Below are 17,827 nucleotides of genomic sequence, written 5' to 3' on the forward strand. Positions count from 1 at the left end.
TGCACTGTAGGTTCTGACTTTCTTAGTCATGATAAACTCCTGTTAATACACTTAGTTTACCAAGTTTGGTTCTATAGTTTTTTCAGCATAGCTCAGTTAGACAGTAGTTTAGTGATAAAGTCATTAAATATCTTAGAGGTGCCAACATGGATAAACAATTAAAACAGATTTTTTTATCTGCAAGTATTCCATTAGTGGAACGTAATCCTTCATATTATGAAACAGCCGATGTGATTGCTATTCGAGACTGTGTTAGTAGTTTAGCCAAAATTATTTTACCTAATTTTCGTCTAGTCTGGGGTGGCCATCCATCCATTACACCTTTAATAAGCTCAGTCTTAGAGAGTATAGATGTAAATATTAAAGAGCACGTACATCTTTACCAGTCAGATTATTTCAGACCAACGTTTCCTGTAGAGAATGAGTCATTTTCTGAATCTCTTATTATTACGGATAATATTGGAAGTTGCGATGAAAGCTTGGCTTTGATGCGCGAAAAGATGATTGTTAATAATGACTTTATTGCTGGTATTTTTGTAGGTGGCATGGAAGGGGTAGAAGAAGAATTTGAATTGTTTACCCAGTCTCATCCTAAAGCTATGGTACTTCCAATGGCAAGTACAGGAGCTGCTGCGTTAGGAATTTATGAGAATGGCGATTTTGATGATTCTTTGAAAGATGACTATGCCTATATAGCTTTATTCTATAGACTGTTTAAGGATTATTTATAATGGCTAAAAAGATTTTTATATCATACAAACATAGTGATAGTAATGTCCAACCCTTGAGTAGTTCTACATATTATCTGCCAACTACAGCTCGTTCGTATGTAGATATAATACAGGAGCATTTTGAAAACACTGGTGATCATATATATAAAGGTGAGGACAATAATGAAAGCCTTGCAAACTTTAAAAATGATGCTATAAGAAGTAAGCTATCCGATAAGATATATGATAGTTCTATTACTTTAGTTCTAATTTCTCCGAATATGAAAGAAAGCTTTAAATTAGAAAGAGATCAATGGATACCTTGGGAAATATCGTATGCTTTGAAAAGAAAAACACGTAATACTATTAGTAGTACCCCTAATGCAATATTAGCTATTATTCTACCTGATAGATATGGAAGCTATGAGTATGCAAGGCTTTCAAATTTTGGATTTGAAATCATCAATAAGAATAGAAATAATTTAAAATACAGTTATCCATCAAATATGTTCAAAAGCGGTTGTTCCGAATCCTATATATTAATGCCTACATGGGAACAGTTCACAAGTAATTATAATGGCTGGATTGAAGCAGCCTTAGAAATAAGGCAAAACATAGATAAATACGAAATATCGAAGTCTGTTTGATCAAGCTGATCTAATAAAAAACCGCCACAGCAAATGCCATGGCGGTTTTTTGTTATTTAAAATATCTTAACTGCTAAAATCTCTATAGCGCCCACAGCGATTGATACTGCTCATCAGTCAAGGTCACGATATCGATTTCGGCTAACATCTCGCGCAGTTCTTCCCATTTATTTGCGTCAGGCTTAATCGGCGTGATCAATCTACCTAGCGTATTATCGATGATGGCATCCATCAGCGCATCGGCTTCGGTTTTACTATAGTCGTAATACATACGGTGGGCAGTGGTTGGCTCGTTTTTACACAGCTCCGTCATCTGGTTGGTCACTTGGATAAAGGTATCTATCGCGTCCTTTTTCGCGCTATAGATCTCATCAGTCGTCAGAATCTCTAACGCCGAAAAGTTCGGATAAGGTGACAGATGCTGATCGATAAACTCAAACTCTAGACCCTCATGAGTTGCCTCAACACCTTCAAAGTTATAAAAGCATAGCCATGCGCCATCGAGGCTTGGATCTTCTTGCAGATTTTTTATATGATAAAAGTCTTTTTGCACAAAGCTCACATTATCACGGCTGATACTAAAGCCGTTTTTTTTGGCATAGCGCGTCAATATCTCAAAGCCAATACGATTGGTTTTTTCTTCAGCAGCAGGGGTACAGATGCGAATCGGTTGATTGTTTTTTAATTTATCCATGCTAGCGCGTTGCATCAATATGCCGCCATCGGTCTCAAAAAAGCAGCCTAGCGCACGTAGATTAGGCGCGTAATGTTCAAACAGATGGATAGGCTCATTCACATGCAGGTCGATACTTTGGTTCTGTAATTCGGCAAAGCCATCATAGTGGTCATCTGGCTCGATAATAGTGATATCAAGCCCTGCTTGCTCATATGCGCCCGTGGTCACACCAGCGATAAAGGGTAGATGATCAGGGTTTAAAAACCATTCGAGGGTCAGTGTAAGTTTGGTGGTCGGCTGCATGGTTGTTTCCTTTTTAGGTATGGAAAACAATCAGACTGATACTATTAAAGTAAAACAAGAAAGGCCAAATAAGAAAAGTGAAGTCTCGATGCTAACTGTTAGATGCTCGGCGCTTGATATGGTCATTACTACCAGTACATCATCTATAGACTGCTCTTATTTATAGACCTCTGAGGGTATGTCACGCTTGTTTCCTACGTCAGTGCTAACTGCTTCAGGTTCACGGGTGTGTCTCAGCGATGATGTGGGCTGTATATACAGCATTGAATCAAAGCACCCCCACAAGATTGATTGTTATTACGTTGTTTTTGATCAGTACTGCTCATGAATCCGTACTGCTAATGGCTATTATCGATAGCTACTGCGTCATCATAGACGACTTACAAGATGGGATGCAAGCGTATCGGGAAAGACGATGGCAGGTGATGACTGGTGTTCGTTAACCGCTCTTTATAACAGTTCTCATTTGTGACGGCTATTTATAAGCGCTTTCAATCGACATGTTAATAAAAGAGTGCAGTATTTATCATTGGTACTTACCCAATTACTAACCAAACATACCTATCAATAGCAAAACCTTATATAAATAGTCTTGTGCGCAGACGGGCGATATTGCATGATTAGCCTTCTATGCCGCTGCTTATATAATAGGCGCTACTCTAAACAATTGACATTTGGCATAACTGACAACTTACACGACCGACAACTTATATGACCGACAATAAAAAAGCGTTCTATTACCGACCTAAGACTGATCAATCCAAAAGCCCAATGCTGCGTTGGACCTTTGTGACGCTTGGTTGGCTGTTTTTTATCTTAGGTATTATCGGTATATTGTTGCCAGTGATGCCCACCGCGCCTTTTATCTTGCTAGCAGCAGGTTGCTGGGCGCGTAGTTCTCGACGCTTTCATTTTTGGCTGATTAATCATAAATACTTTGGTAAATTTGTCCGTGATTGGGAAGCAAATCATGCCGTTCCGCTTTATGCCAAGTGTTTAGCGACGATTATGATGGCAGCATCGACAATTATGTTATTTTATCGTTTGCCTGCCGATATGATGTGGATGGCATGGGCGGTAGCCGCTGTCTGTAGTGGGGTAGCGATATATTTGTTCCGTTTACCAAATGCCTAAATCCGTTGCAATTTGCGCCAAAATCAGCCAATAAACGGCTCTGGTTACACGAAACATGAGATAAGACTTGCGATACTGGGATGTACCCCTTATAATACGCCCAAGCTTAAGAGCAGTTCTGCACCAAATCATTACCTCGTAGTATTAGTTATAATCCTTCGTTTTAATATTTATCGTTCAGTAGCTATTTGCAAGCGTTACCGGTCACTAGACCATTAATAAATTTAAAAGTAGGATTATACTATGTCAGACGTTCAAAAAGGTACAGTTAAGTGGTTCAACGAAGCTAAAGGCTTTGGTTTTATCGCTCCAGAAACTGGCGCAGACGTTTTTGCTCATTACAGCGAAATCACTGGTTCAGGTTTCAAAACTTTGGCTGAAGGCCAAGAAGTTGAGTTCACTGTAACTCAAGGCCAAAAAGGCCCACAAGCACATAACATCGTTGCTATCTAATTTGTCTTTATAGACAGATAGATGAATAGATGTAGAAAAGCGAACCTTCGGGTTCGTTTTTTTTCGTCTGCTATTTAGTATTTAGAGACTTGGTATTTACAGTATTAGTGTTTAGAGCATTAGTACTTAAGAGATTGGTATCTAAGACACTGGTATTAAAATTAGTACTAATCAAATATTAAAGGTTTTGACTAATCATATTAGACCGCGACCAATGCAAAAAGGCCTCCGACCATGATAGTTGGAGGCCTTCTATATTATTCAGTGAAGTAAAAATCTAAAAATCAACAGTCGAATTATTATATAAAGCTAATGCCGATATTGATCAGACCACCGCCCAGTATCAACCAACCAAACATAATAGCACCCAAGATAAGCGGTCTAACGCCAGCTTGCTTGATCGCGCTCAGATGAGTGGTCAGACCTAATGCAAACATGGCCATCGTAAGTAGTACATCATCCAACATAACCATACTGCGTACGATACTCTCAGACATCGGCACCCAAGTATGTATCAACACAATGCCGATAAAGATAAACGCAAACCATGGCACTTTGACTTGTTTGGCGCGGGTCATAAATGACGCTGTCTCGTTTTTATTGCTCTTATTTTTTATAGCGGCATCATTTACGGTGCGATCTTTGGTTAGCGCAAAAGACAACACAAGCAGGAAAGGCGCGAGCATCATGACGCGTATCATCTTGGTCACGACGGCTGTATTGCCAACTTCAGGATTGATCGCGTTACCTGCTACCACGACTTGCGCGACTTCGTGTATGGTCGAGCCAGTATAGATGCCGTACTGCTGGGCGCTGAGCCAAGGCTGTAACCAACCGAGATGATATAAAAAAGGGTACAGCAGCATCGCGATAGTACCAAACACCACCACAGTCGCCACGGCGATAGTGACTTTGTGGGCTTGCGCGTTGACCACTGGCTCTGCGGCGATGACCGCAGCAGCACCGCAAATACTAGCGCCTGAACCAATCAATATAGTCGTTTTTTTATCGACTTTTAGCCATCTCGTACCCAGCCAATAGGTCAATAAAAAAGTCGATGTCAGTACCAGTGCATCCGTCATAATCGCTGGCATACCCACGCTAGCCACTTGGGTCATGGTTAGCTTAAACCCATAAAACATAATGGCTAAGCGCAAGATTTGACCTTTGGCAAAGCATACGCCAGCATTGAGCTGCTCAGCGAAATTAGGGTATACCGTATTGCCTAAGACCATACCGAGCAAAATTGCCAATGTTAAAGAGGACAGTCCGACGATGCGCCCGTTTGACCAAGTGTCTAGACCAGTATTGAGCCATAAACAAAATAAACTACCGACCAGCACCACGACCAATCCTGCTAAGTGCCGATTGTTTGGAAAGTAACGATTCACTGAGTGGGCAAAAGCATGCATGACAAACCTATCCTATTATTGCTAATCGACATAAGCATAAACTTATGAATAGACAGTATAAGATAAGCTGATCTATAATAAAAACAGATTAATAAGATACAAACTATCGAAAATTTGGGTTAATAGGGTTGTATTGACCGTTTGATATTAAAAGATTAGTCCTAAAAGACGGGCATAAGGTGTCATTGATTAATGAAAAAAGCGATGCAGACGCTACCGAAGATTACGCTAAAACAATTGGCGGTATTTGTGAGTATTTATCAGACAGGCAGCACCAGTCGTGCCAGTGAAGCGCTGCATTTATCACAGTCAGCCGTCAGTAGCGCACTGACTGAGCTTGAATCTAGACTGCAAATGCCGTTGTTTGAGCGCGTTGGGCGTAGGCTCAATCAGCATCCCAATGCCCATCCCATTTATGTGCAAGCGCAAGCAATTTTGGGGCAGTCGCTCACGCTTGAGCATTATCATCAGTATCAAGCAGGACAGATTCACATCGGTGCCAGTACCACTATCGGCAACTACGTGCTGCCATCTTTACTTGGTAAGCTGTATGAGGCGCTGCCCGATGCCAATGTCGATATGTATATTGCCAATACGCAAGAGGTAGTGAGCGAGGTTGAGCAACTAAATATCGATATCGCGCTGGTAGAAGGAATGCCGCGTCCAGTAGATATGAAAGCCATTGAGCAGCGTGAATGGCGTACCGATACGCTAGTGGTATTTGCCAAGCGCGATAGCAAGTGGCTACAGGGTATAGCTACCTATAGCGAAGACGAGGACTGCTATCAGATGAGTATTAATCAGCTAGCGCAGTTGCCGTTACTGGTGCGTGAGGCAGGGTCAGGCACACGGCAGATTATCGACGAGCAACTGCTTAAGTATCTACCCAATGCAGAAGTGGTAAAGGCGATACATCAGTCTGAGGCCATCAAACACATGGTGAGTGCAGATATTGGTCTTGGTTGTCTATCGCAGCATGTGATTGAGACGGAATTGGCGACAGGTGAGCTGGTACAAGTAAATGTAGCGGGAATTGATTTATCGCGTACATGGTGGCTGGTCTGGCACAAAGCTCGGCACCAGAGCCCAATTTGGCAAACCTTTATAGATATTATTCAACAAGATTAAATGATGAGATTGTATGAACCTAAAATCTATTAGCCATAAAAAAGCGCAGCGTTGTAGTTTACGCTGCGCTTTTTTGTTTAGGATATGCTCTAGATGACATAAGACAATCAAAGCGTATTGTTATGCTGAAACAGGCTTGTCCAGTCGCACTACAAAGCTGTCGCAAGGTACATTGGGCAAGATATTATCTGCTGTCGCGCCACTGATCCATGCAGCGATACCAGTACGCTTATGACGTCCGATGACCAATAGATCGACATCGTGTTTATGACAGTAGCTGACGATACCTTCACTGCTAGAAATGGCCGTCGTGACTTCCGACGTTGCTGCATTTAGCTGATTGCGTTCAAGGAATTGCGCCAGCTTTGCACGTGCTTCTTGGCAGCGTTCATCATCAATCTCATCGTATAGGCTAGAGGCAGGCACCAGCTCATAGCCGAAGCCAACCATGGTGTCTTTGACAATATGCAAAACAGATAGCTTAGAGCCTGGACGGTTTTCAACGATGCGCTTGGCCTTTTGGGCGACTATATCTGCATCAGAGAGTAAGTCGGTGACCAGTAAAATATGTTCGTAACTCATAGCGTCTTCCTCATGTCAGATAGTATTTACTATAGCACTACTCTAGGGCGCTGTTAAGTAAAGCTTGTCGTCTTTAGCAGCGGATTGGAGTAATGCCAATTATTCTAATACAGGCTGATCAAGCTTCACCACTAAACTGTCGCAAGGGACATTTGGCAAGATACTATCGGCAGTGGCTCCTACCAACCAAGCAGCAATACCATGGCGCTCATGACGTCCAATGATAAGTAAATCGACGTCTTTTTCACGGCAGTAATTAATGATACCTTTGCTATTAGATATAGCAGCGGTGACCTCAGAGTTGATCGCTTCCAGCTCATTACGTGCCAAAAATTGCGCCAGCTTAGCCCGTGCTTCTTGCCACTTTTCACTATCGACATCACCTGAGAGACTAGAGGCAGGAACAAGCTCATAACCAAATCGCACCATGTCATCTTTGACTATATGCAAGACGGACAGTCTGGCTTCAGGAGAGCCTGCGAGAATACGTTTGGCTTTTAGCGCCACTTTGTCCGCATCGGATAGTAAGTCAGTGACCAGTAAAACGTGTTGGTAGCTCATAAGATACTCCTACTAGTATTTAACTTTATAGTAGCAGTGCAAATCACCTTTGTTAAGTAATAAATCCATAATAAAATTGTGGATATTAATGAATTTGTAACTATAAGGCTTTAATAGCTAAAGTTGCTAGCCGCGTAGGTTATGTGGTGGATTATTGCATGGCTGCTGCCTTGACTTATCCATGTCGCAGCCCCACTAATAGCGCTAAGCCAACTCTTTTTTAGCCAATTTATTACTCTATTTTCCCTGACAGTCAGGGCACTATACGCATAATAAGCGATAAGGATAACTATGACGGACACGCCATTTACTGCTGATTTAACCTTGCATCCAGCATTTGAGCTGATTGAGCATCGCCATATTGAGGCGCTATCGATGGATGTGCTGATCAGTCAGCATGTAAAAACAGGAGCGATGCATTATCATCTGGCACACCCAAGTGATGAAAATGCGTTTTTGGTCGGTTTTCGCACCCAGCCAATGGATTCAAAAGGCGAGGCGCATGTTTTAGAACACGTGGCATTATGTGGTTCGAACAAATTCCCTGTCCGTGATCCGTTCTTTTCAATGATTAAACGCTCATTAAACACGTTTATGAATGCGATGACCGCCGCTGATTGGACTGCCTATCCGTATGCCACGCAAAACAAAAACGACTATTTTAACTTGCTCGCTGTCTATCTAGACGCGTCGTTTTTCCCCAATATCCATCCGCTCGATTTTGCCCAAGAAGGCATTCGCGTAGAGCTTGACGAAAATGATAAGCCGCAGTTTAAAGGTATCGTTTTTAATGAGATGAAAGGCGCCATGAGTGGCGAGATTGATCAGCTATATCATACGGTTGCTCATCATCTGTTCCCAACGACGACCTATCATTATAATTCAGGCGGTGATCCTGCTGATATCCCTGATTTGACACATACTGAGTTGACCGAATTTCACCAGAGCCATTATCATCCGTCAAACAGCGTCATCATGAGCTTCGGTAATATTCCTGTTGCTGAGACGCAAGCGAAGATACACGAAGATGCCTTGATTCAGTTTGAAGCAGGCAAAAAGCATGTATCGCGTCCAGAGCAGCGTTTGTCTGCACCAATCAGTGCGGTTGATACTTATACTGCTGACGAAGCGGGGCCAGATCAGACGCATCACGTGGTTGCTTGGTTACTACCATCAATTACCGATCCTAAGCAGCGTTTGGCATTGCGTCTGTTAGAAGGCGTATTGATTGAGCATGCAGGCTCGCCATTGCGTGCTTATCTTGACAGTCATCCACTAGGTAAAGCGCCAAGTCCGCTATTGGGTCTTGATGACAGTCATTATGAGATGGTCTTTTATACGGGACTGCGCGGCTCTAACCCTGAACATGCTGAAGCAGTAGAGCAGGGTATTATCGACTTACTGACCGAAGTAGCCAATTCACCAGTTGATGATGAGACAATCGAAACCATTCTGCATCAGATTGAGATTGATCAGCGTCACATTGGTGGCGATAGCATTCCTTATGGTCTAAACCTTATGCTAGAGGGCTTTAGTACCGCTATTCATGACGGCAACCCTATCGATGTGTGGGAAGTAGACGAGCACCTACAGTGGCTACGTGAGCAAGTCGTCGATCCACAGTGGCTACCGAACTTGATTAAAACGCATCTATTGGACAATCAGCATCGTGTACGCGTAACGATGACCCCTGATAGCGAAAAAACAGCCCGTTTGGCAGCAGCTGAGCAGACTCGTTTAGATACTATCGCGATGGATTTGACTGCTGATGATAAGGCTATCTTGAAGCAACAAGCCTTAGATTTGGCTGCACGTCAAGCTGCGCCAGATGATTTAAGCTTATTACCAAAGGTAGGTCTAGAAGACGTCCCAACGGATATCAGCTTTAAAGAAGGCACCCAAAAGCAGGTGCGTTTGAGCGGGCAAGACAGCACGCTATTTGAGTATGAAGCTGGCACCAATGGCATCTACTATTATCAAGTGATTGTCCCACTCACTGAGGCCATCGGTAATGCGAGCGCAGATGAGCTACCAGTCAATGATGTGATTAATCATCCATTGCTGCCTATTTATTTAAGCCTATTGTCTGAGCTAGGTACTGACTCGCTTAGCGCTCATGAGATGCAAGCTAAGCAAGCAGCGCATTCTTCTGGTGTGACCGCTCGTATTAGTCAACGTACCAATGTTGATGATAGCCAAGCGATTAGCAGTTATTTTGTGGTGGCAACGCGTGCGCTGAATCGCAAGCCTGAAGCGATTGACTTGCTCAAAGAAGTCATGGAGCATAGTATCTTCTCTGAGCATGACCGTATCAAAGAAATCTTGCAGCAGCGTCAAGCAGGTTGGCAGTCAAACCTAGCGGGCTCAGGGCATTCTTATGCCATGCAAACGGCCAGTCGTGGTATGAGTCGTCAAGCGCAGTTGGAATATGTGCGCAGTGGTCTACCAGCATTGAACGCACTTAAAGATTTCTTGGCACATGCTAGTACAGATGATACCCAGTGGGATCAGTTGGCTACGAGCTTGATGGATTTACATCAACGTCTGATCAGTTTGCCTAAGCATGCCGTTATTATCTGTGAAGCAGAGCAAACCGAACGCTTGAGTAGCTTAATCGTTGATAGCTGGAAAAACAGCCAAGCGACGACGGCTTCTAACGATCTAACGAACGTGGCAGCAAATATCCCAAGTGAATTTGCGAATCTGCAATTAGATACTGCGTTAAATGGTGCGACTGATGCGGGTAAGACGTTAGAGAATGGCGACGATGTTAAAAACGACGTGCTAGATGTTGCAGATCTAGCATGGCTAGTACCAACTAACGTATATCATAACGCCAGTGCTTATACTGTACCTGCTGCTGACCATCCTGATACCGCTGCACTAATGGTATTAGCGCCTTACTTACGTAACGGCTATTTGCACAGTGCGATTCGTGAGCGCGGCGGTGCCTACGGTGGCGGTGCAGGTTACGATGCCAACGCTTGTGCCTTTAAGTTCTTTAGCTATCGTGATCCGCAATGTGCTGAAACCTTTGCTCACTTTGACGCCAGTATCGAATGGCTATTAAACGAGCCACAAACTGATGAGCAATTGGAAGAAGCTATCTTAGGTATTATTTCAGGTATGGATAAGCCGGGCTCTCCTGCAGGTGAAGCAATCAAAGCCTGCTTTGCAAATCTGCATCATCGCGGTGTTGACTGGCAGCGCAAAATGCGTGCGTCAATATTAGCCGTAACGGTCGCTGATTTGCAGCGTGTTGCCAAGCAATATCTACAAGGTCAAAAGCATGTACGCGCGGTGCTAGCGCCTTATGACAAAGAAGAGGCAGTAAAAGGTCTAGGCTTTGAGGTTTGTAGAATAAAGAGCTAAGACAGTTAGGTTCGTTCTTGATTAAAAGTTAAGCACAAAAAAGCCAAGCATCATGCTTGGCTTTTTGTGGTTAGGTAATTGACTAATATCGCTTGATACTCAAATCTTTGCCAATTTTGTCTTGATGAATCGGAAATTCTGACAACTCGTTATACTGCTTACGATCAGCAAAGTAGCTTTTTAAAGTACGGCGAATGGCTTCAAACGCTAGTGTATCCCATGGGATATCTTCTTCGCTAAACAGTGCGCAGTCGAGACTTTCTGAGCCAATACCATACGCGCCATCTTTTAGATCGGCCAGATAGATAGAGTAGATCTGCCCAATATCTGGCAAGTCATAAATGCAGTATAGATGCGGATTCAGTACGATGGCATCAGCTTCTTCGTAGCTCTCGCGTGCTGCGCCTTCAGCCATTGTTTCGCCATTTTCCATAAAACCTGCAGGTATCGTCCATAGCCCATATTGTGGCTCGATGGCACGGCGGCAGAGTAGCACTCTGTCTTCATGTACCACCAGCGAGCCACAGATAACTTTTGGGTTTTCGTAGTGGATATAGTGGCAATTGGGGCATACCAAACGCGGCATATTGTCCGTAGGTGGGATTTTTCGTTCTGCTTCATGACCGCATTGGAGGCAATAGCGCATATCAACTACCTTGTTATAAAAGTTATTGTGTATGATGTTTTTTATAGGTTATAAGACCTATATTCTGAAGTGCTGCTGTCATCGTTTCGAGATAAGTTAGACATAAGGATGATGAGACAAGTACTACGATCCGTAGACCTGACAATAAATCTAACTTAAATGCATCTAACTTAAATGCATCTGACTTATAGAAGATCGACTATATAAGATATTATTCTAAAGAGCAGCTATCGTCTTAAGATAGCACATATTATCGACGGACAGAATCACGATAACAGTAACGCATCATTTCGCATATAGGCTGACTGTTATTGGTTAACAGGGCATTTATTGAGCATTGGTAAGCAATGAATCAGTCACATAAATAGCATGCAGCAACTATTATATTGCGCTAGTCTAGTGAGTGTTCAGTAATTATTAATGTTAAAGCCGCTAATAAATCGAGCGGTCGAAAACAATAGATAGATAGATTGTTGGTTTTATTTACTAGTCACGATTTTAATAATAGAAAATAAGAAAGATGTTGGTGATACCGCTTAATAACGATAAAAATATAGGGCAATTATAATGTTATTCCCACCGGAGGCTGTGAGCTTCGATAACCTGTCAGTTGCTGTACCTACTTTTATTCGTCATCCGACGCTTCGTCAATTAGCCGAGCGAGTGCAACATGAGACCTTAAATGCGCTGACAAGTCCGGCGATGTACGAGGCTCATAATGCCTCTCATAGTAGCCGTGTGTTAGACAGCCTATATCAGACACCAATTGCTGATGCATCAATACTGGTCGCTATTACTCATGAGCGCAGGCCTAAATTATTATTAACACGCCGCGCCGCCCATATGAACAGTCATGCGGGTGAGGTGTCTTGTGTGGGTGGTAAACATGATCGAGGCGATGGCAATAATGTCGTTACCGCATTGCGTGAAGCCTGTGAGGAAACAGCGCTACCGCCCAATAAAGTCCAATTACTTGGTCAGCTACCGATCCAAACTTCAAAAAGTGGTATGAGCGTACGCCCAATCGTGGCACTCATTGCTCCTGGCTTGGTGCTCGTACCTGAAGCGGGAGAAATATCACGTATCTTTTGGGCAGACTTAGAGTCGTTAGTCACTCAACCAACGGTAGAGTATGAAATTGAGTATAAAATGCAAGAGCAAATGGCTACCATACTGACGCCGAGCTGGCAGGTCGATGGTGAGACAGTGTGGGGGCTAACAGGACGGGTAATTGCCAACCTATTAGAAACAGGGTTTGATCGACAGCTCGAATGGTATTACCGCGTAGAAAACAAACGCTGATAAATGTCATCTACTTATAATATAGTCGATGCAATTTAAAAGTAGTACAAGGCAACCGAGTGTAGATGTATATGTGATACTTCAAACGAGGTTAACGCAGTAATGTTTTTATAGTGGAATGACTATAATCATCTACTTATAATAATCATCGTTCTTTTTAAGCCACCAGTTCATATTGTCTTGGCGCTTGGCACGGAATGCTTCTAACTTATGAGCTACGGACGCGTTATGCTGCCGTGCAGTATCGAGCGCAAAAAGAATCGGTACCGAAGACAACACGCCAAAGCGTATCTTCGATTTTGGTAAGTCCAGCCCATCGCCTATATCATCACCGACCAAAGTCCGAGTGACACTCGCGTTGACCATTTCAACAAAACGTCCACGGCGATTATCTTCACCCATCAGCTGACGTGGTAAATCGTGCAATGCTTTTGCCAGTGGCTGACCCATCTTAAAATCTAGCTGCTGAATCGATAGGTAGGTATAGAGCCATTCCCAACACGCGGCCTCATCTTTTGGCAGACGATCTAAATCAACGCCCATCCAATAACTGGCAAGATTCCATAGATGCAGGATACCTTCGGCTTCTTCTGTGCTAATACGTGCGCCCAGTAGTCGTAGACCGCGCATAATAAGTAACGAGAACTGTAAGTGGGTGGCAATCATATCGGTTTGATTGATAGGGGTGCCCCAATAATCAGTATTCCAACTGCCGTCAGGGTTATGATGTCGCTCGGCGTTTGGTATCACGCCTGTAGCAGCATTGCCTTTACCTTTGAGTAAGTTTTGCCGTACCAAGGTATGTATCTGACGTACTTGGATCGATTGTCGCCAGCCTTCAGAGCCAATGGCTAATACTTGCTCGACAGGTTTATTTTGATTGCGTGTGCTCACATTAGATGAGGGGTGTTCAGACACAGCCAAGATATAGGCATAAGTACGCATCAGTCGCGGTAGTGCATCGTGCATCAGTGCGCCTGTCTGAATGAGCGGCAGTGATAGGGCAGGGATGCTATAGCCTGCCATCAGAGCAACATTACGCAGTAGCCAAATGAGCATGAGTGGATAGCGCCGATAGGCAACCGCACCTATCTGAGCAAGCTTTGGGTCGAACCAGTCAGGATAGCTGCTAAATTGCTCAGTGAGCGCTTTAAATGATGGGTTGGTTGCAAGGTCGTTGTTTACAAGGCCATTGTTCGCAGGATTATTGTTTGAACTATCGCCAAGAATAGTATGCTGTAAGGGCTTTGCAAACTTTATGCTCTGTGCAGCTAACGCGTCTGCGAGTGGATCGCCAATATCGTAACCTGCCACGATTTCATCAAGTAGAGCAGGTGAGATCGTAAAGTCTTTTGGTAATAAATAACGTTTAATGCGTTTTAAAACCTGCAAATCACTATGGTCATCGATAGCAGTGGTACGTCCATGACGCTGATAAGCATTCGATGACTGAGAATTCGATGACTGAGAATTCGATGATTGAGCATTCGATGATGGAAAGTCAGGTTTGTCAGTTGGAGTACTTGCCGTATTGATGATTTTCTTATCCATAGTTATCAAGTACCATTTTCAGAGTGAGGACATGCCTTAGAACATAAAACTTGCATTGCGATAGCTTCGTATCCCAGTCATTCGTAAAAATTACTGGATTGGTTCAATGAATCCAATTGCTGCTGTGTTGTTCGGATACGGCGTTTGATATCGCGAATCTCATCAGATAGAGATAGCAGCCGTGCACGAGCTTCTTTTTCATTAGCAAAATCTAGCATGTCACCATTTTCCAGCTTATCGAATTCTGATTGATAAGTATCTAAGAGGCGATTATCTTTGTCTAATTGACTGTCTAAGGCGTAATAATCTAGCCCTTTTTGATTAGCCGCTTGCAATGTGTTGGCCATAGTGATCGGGCAAACGTTGTTCAACTGACGACCACGTCTACCAATGTTATAGGCATTATTGATGGTGCAGTACTGTTGCAGGCCAAGTTTACGACCGCGTTCCCATGCCTGATAGTCAGGCGCGACACTGGCTTTGGCACAAGCTTTTGTATGAGATGCTAAGCGGTCTGAATGATAACCTGCCACGCCATCGTTATAGCCGATAGCTTGCCAGTCACCGACGAGACATTCTTGCTTAGAGAGTGTTGCACAGCCTGCTAGCAGATAAATACTACCGAACACAGATAACCCCAATGCCAGTTGACGTACAACGCGGTGTATAGGTCGGTACATGGTTAGCTCCGATAGCTGTGATAACTATGAACACAAATAAATGATGCTAGCAATCAATCACATTATGCAGACTTGTTATTAATTGCTAAGTCACTTATAAATATCTCGATAACGTACATACAAATAAAATAGAGCAGCTTATAAGTGGTGGTGTGTCTTAGTAGTACCATTATAAACTGCTCTACATCTCACAGCATTCATCAATCATTAATGCGGGCGAGTCAAGTCGACCGATGTACCACTAGCATTGTCTTTTAAGCTCATTTTTAGCATGATGTAACCAGCAATACCAGAGACGATTGAACCCATGATAATACCTAAGCGCTCATCAAACATAGTAGTGTCGCCAGCGAACGCCAAGCCACCGATGAACAAACTCATGGTAAAACCAACACCGCACAATAGAGCTGCGCCGTAGATTTGCTTATAGTCCATACCTTTTGGCATGGTTGAGATACCAAGTTTAAAGATTAGCCAGCACATGAACATGACGCCTAACTGCTTACCAATAAACAAACCAGCGGCAATACCTAGCGGCACTGAGTGGAATAACTCAGCAAAACCTGCGCCTTCGAGCGAGATACCTGAGTTGGCAAAAGCAAAGATTGGCAAAATACCAAAGGCGACGGTATTGTGTAGATCGTGCTCTAGCTCTTCAAGCGGAGAGTGCTCAGGATCAGTGCGGTCGAACATCGGGATGAACAGTGCTAATACCACACCTGCCAATGTTGCATGGATACCAGACTTGAGTACGGCAATCCACATGATCAGACCAATGAGTAGATATGGCGTGATGTTGGTGACGTTACGGCGATTAAGAACATATAAGAACGGCAAACATAAACCAGCTACTGCCAATGACTCTAATGACAACTCACTGGTATAAAACAAAGCGATAATCAGAATCGCACCAATGTCATCAAAGATAGCAATAGAGACTAAGAAAACCTTTAAAGAGTTGGGTACACGGTTGCCTAAAAGGCTCAAAATACCGAGTGCAAAGGCAATATCTGTCGCAGCAGGAATGGCCCAACCTTTCCAAAACTCAGGCTCATTGTAGTTAAAGAGCAGATAGACAATCGCCGGCATAATCATACCGCCGAGTGCAGCCCCTGCAGGCAGTATTATTTGCTTGACGTTGGACAGCTCACCGATGAGTACTTCACGCTTAAGCTCTAATCCAACCAAGAAAAAGAAAACCGCCATCAGACCATCGTTGATCCAGTGATGAGCGTCTTTGGCAATCGCAAACTCACCAATCTGAATGGCGACTGGTGCATGAATAAAACCTTCATACCAAACATTAAGAGGGGAGTTGGCAATGATCATTGCAGCAATGGCAGCCAATGCTAAGACGATACCGCCTGCTGCCTCAAATTCAAAAAATGCTTTAATCCTTCGTATTGCCATATCATCCTCATTCGCTAAATACAATTTACTAAATAACCTCAAATATCCATCAATGTCTGCGCTACCTATAATATGGGGGTAGCAAATAGACAGAAACAGTTTCTCATACTCTTATCAATATAGACAACAAAATACGTTGAGCCATTGCCAACGGTCTACTTTTTTATATTCACAATAGCAATATTATAAAGAGGATTTGACGAGCACAATAGTTGTAAGTCGTTACATCTTTTTAATAAGTCGCTATTCGGCTGAGTATATTCGGAATGTTATTAGACAAATTTAGCAGACTTTGTTACGTTTTTGGCTTTTTTTACGGTTTTATCTTTATAATGAGCAGCGCTGTGCGACGTGTCATTATTTCTTTTGCTAGCACTGGTAAGCTGTCAGCTTATCGATAACGACATTTTAGCCTTATCTCAGAACTCCTTTTCTCTTCTTATCATATTTTGCAGGTCAGTGTCATGGACTTAACTTTCTCGTTAGAGATTATTTTAATGCTTACTGCGGTGGCCGCATTGGCAGGATTTATTGATGCTATCGCTGGCGGTGGTGGATTATTGACCATCCCAGCCATGCTACTGGCCAATATCCCACCAGTATTGACGCTCGGTACCAACAAACTGCAAGCGGCATCAGGCGCACTAGCGGCATCTATTACTATGATTAGAAAAGGGGTCGTCAAACCGCAACGTATCAAAGTCGCTATCATCGCCGCTTTTATTGGTTCCGTTATTGGCACCATTGCTGTACAGATGTCACCACCTGACTTGCTTGAAAAGATCATTCCATTTTTAATCGCGGCTATCGGTATCTATACGTTATTTGCCCCTAGGCTTGGCGAAGTAGAGGCTGCGCCGCGTATCTCAGAGGGCAAATGGCAAAAAGTCGTGGCACCGTTGATTGGTTTTTATGATGGTTATATCGGTCCAGGTACTGGGATGTTTTTTGCGCTTGGCAATGTAGCATTACGTGGTCGTCAAATTATCGAAGCAACAGGCGCAGCTAAAGTATTGAATTTATCGACCAATATTGGCTCGTTAATTTTCTTTATTTTGGGTGGCAACGTACTGTGGAAAGTGGGGCTAGCGATGATGGTTGGACAAACCATCGGTGCCTATTTTGGCTCACATATGGTGGTTAAAGGCGGTAGCAAATTGATTCGTCCAGTAATTGTATTGGTCTGTCTGGCGATGTTGACCAAGTACGTGTTTGGCTAATTAGCTATTGGTAGAACCGTATTAACTATTATTATTTACT

Annotated in this window: 16 protein-coding genes and 1 riboswitch; of the genes, 8 read left to right on the forward strand and 8 right to left on the reverse strand. The window is 43.2% G+C overall.

All coding sequences use genetic code 11. The features are described 5' to 3' along the window. The first annotated feature begins 146 nt into the window (after nt 1-146). Both ACI2IW_RS08210 and ACI2IW_RS08215 read left to right on the forward strand, forming a co-directional pair. Nucleotides 147-731, forward strand: a complete 585-nt coding sequence (locus tag ACI2IW_RS08210) for a hypothetical protein (protein WP_404693332.1) — start codon at nt 147-149, stop codon at nt 729-731. Next, complete coding sequence (locus ACI2IW_RS08215; RefSeq protein WP_404693333.1) at nt 731-1,357, forward strand: TIR domain-containing protein; 627 nt, start codon at nt 731-733, stop codon at nt 1,355-1,357. The genes ACI2IW_RS08210 and ACI2IW_RS08215 overlap by 1 nt, the downstream gene beginning before the upstream one ends. Nucleotides 1,358-1,439: 82 nt before the next feature. Here the strand turns inward: ACI2IW_RS08215 and ACI2IW_RS08220 are convergent, their stop codons facing one another. Next, a complete protein-coding gene (locus tag ACI2IW_RS08220) occupies nt 1,440-2,336 on the reverse strand; it encodes an ABC transporter substrate-binding protein (protein WP_404693334.1) in 897 nt (298 codons plus the stop codon). 174 nt (nt 2,337-2,510) lie between these two features. Beyond that, nucleotides 2,511-2,627, reverse strand: a riboswitch (TPP riboswitch). 420 nt (nt 2,628-3,047) lie between these two features. Here ACI2IW_RS08220 and ACI2IW_RS08225 point away from each other — a divergent pair. Together ACI2IW_RS08225 and ACI2IW_RS08230 are read left to right on the forward strand one after the other, a co-directional pair. Continuing rightward, a complete protein-coding gene (locus tag ACI2IW_RS08225; RefSeq protein ID WP_404693335.1) occupies nt 3,048-3,470 on the forward strand; it encodes a YbaN family protein in 423 nt (140 codons plus the stop codon). 243 nt (nt 3,471-3,713) lie between these two features. Next, nucleotides 3,714-3,923, forward strand: coding sequence for a cold-shock protein (locus ACI2IW_RS08230; RefSeq protein WP_045453470.1), 210 nt, complete (start codon nt 3,714-3,716; stop codon nt 3,921-3,923). 299 nt (nt 3,924-4,222) lie between these two features. Here the strand turns inward: ACI2IW_RS08230 and ACI2IW_RS08235 are convergent, their stop codons facing one another. Then, nucleotides 4,223-5,335: a YeiH family protein gene (locus ACI2IW_RS08235; RefSeq protein WP_404693336.1), complete on the reverse strand. Its 1,113-nt coding sequence runs from the start codon at nt 5,333-5,335 to the stop codon at nt 4,223-4,225. Nucleotides 5,336-5,527: 192 nt separating this feature from the next. Between ACI2IW_RS08235 and ACI2IW_RS08240 the strand changes: the two genes are divergently transcribed. Next, the gene (locus ACI2IW_RS08240; protein WP_404693337.1) at nt 5,528-6,463 is read left to right on the forward strand and encodes a LysR substrate-binding domain-containing protein; all 936 of its coding nucleotides are present in this window, start codon (nt 5,528-5,530) and stop codon (nt 6,461-6,463) included. Nucleotides 6,464-6,583: 120 nt separating this feature from the next. Here the strand turns inward: ACI2IW_RS08240 and ACI2IW_RS08245 are convergent, their stop codons facing one another. Further along, entirely contained in the window at nt 6,584-7,045 is a 462-nt protein-coding gene (locus ACI2IW_RS08245) for a universal stress protein (protein ID WP_057761630.1), read from the reverse strand. A 99-nt stretch (nt 7,046-7,144) separates the two neighbouring features. Continuing rightward, nucleotides 7,145-7,606, reverse strand: coding sequence for a universal stress protein (locus tag ACI2IW_RS08250; protein WP_102091803.1), 462 nt, complete (start codon nt 7,604-7,606; stop codon nt 7,145-7,147). Between the two features lie 291 nt (nt 7,607-7,897). Here ACI2IW_RS08250 and ACI2IW_RS08255 point away from each other — a divergent pair, with 291 nt between their 5' ends. Next, nucleotides 7,898-10,978 (forward strand): insulinase family protein, encoded by a 3,081-nt coding sequence (locus tag ACI2IW_RS08255; RefSeq protein WP_404693338.1) that lies wholly within the window; start codon nt 7,898-7,900, stop codon nt 10,976-10,978. 82 nt (nt 10,979-11,060) lie between these two features. On the opposite strand, the gene ACI2IW_RS08260 is transcribed toward ACI2IW_RS08255, so the two are convergent. After that, nucleotides 11,061-11,624, reverse strand: coding sequence for an NUDIX hydrolase (locus ACI2IW_RS08260; RefSeq protein WP_101206043.1), 564 nt, complete (start codon nt 11,622-11,624; stop codon nt 11,061-11,063). A gap of 567 nt (nt 11,625-12,191) precedes the next feature. Here ACI2IW_RS08260 and ACI2IW_RS08265 point away from each other — a divergent pair. After that, a complete protein-coding gene (locus ACI2IW_RS08265) occupies nt 12,192-12,926 on the forward strand; it encodes a CoA pyrophosphatase (protein ID WP_201579132.1) in 735 nt (244 codons plus the stop codon). 132 nt (nt 12,927-13,058) lie between these two features. Here the strand turns inward: ACI2IW_RS08265 and ACI2IW_RS08270 are convergent, their stop codons facing one another. The 3 genes from ACI2IW_RS08270 to nhaA all read right to left on the reverse strand — a co-directional run bounded on the left by ACI2IW_RS08270 (nt 13,059) and on the right by nhaA (nt 16,567). Continuing rightward, nucleotides 13,059-14,477 carry an oxygenase MpaB family protein gene (locus ACI2IW_RS08270; protein WP_404693339.1) on the reverse strand — a complete coding sequence of 473 codons (1,419 nt, stop codon included), beginning with the start codon at nt 14,475-14,477 and terminating at the stop codon, nt 13,059-13,061. A 77-nt stretch (nt 14,478-14,554) separates the two neighbouring features. Continuing rightward, the gene (locus ACI2IW_RS08275) at nt 14,555-15,157 is read right to left on the reverse strand and encodes a DUF2799 domain-containing protein (RefSeq protein ID WP_397477769.1); all 603 of its coding nucleotides are present in this window, start codon (nt 15,155-15,157) and stop codon (nt 14,555-14,557) included. A 207-nt stretch (nt 15,158-15,364) separates the two neighbouring features. Next, complete coding sequence (gene nhaA / locus ACI2IW_RS08280) at nt 15,365-16,567, reverse strand: Na+/H+ antiporter NhaA (protein WP_102091810.1); 1,203 nt, start codon at nt 16,565-16,567, stop codon at nt 15,365-15,367. Between the two features lie 464 nt (nt 16,568-17,031). On the opposite strand from nhaA, the gene ACI2IW_RS08285 reads away from it, so the two are divergent. Then, nucleotides 17,032-17,787 (forward strand): TSUP family transporter, encoded by a 756-nt coding sequence (locus ACI2IW_RS08285; protein WP_296208159.1) that lies wholly within the window; start codon nt 17,032-17,034, stop codon nt 17,785-17,787. The last annotated feature ends 40 nt before the right edge of the window (nt 17,788-17,827 follow it).

This window comes from Psychrobacter sp. NPDC078501 (genome assembly GCF_044900935.1).
In the GTDB taxonomy this organism is placed as follows: domain Bacteria; phylum Pseudomonadota; class Gammaproteobacteria; order Pseudomonadales; family Moraxellaceae; genus Psychrobacter.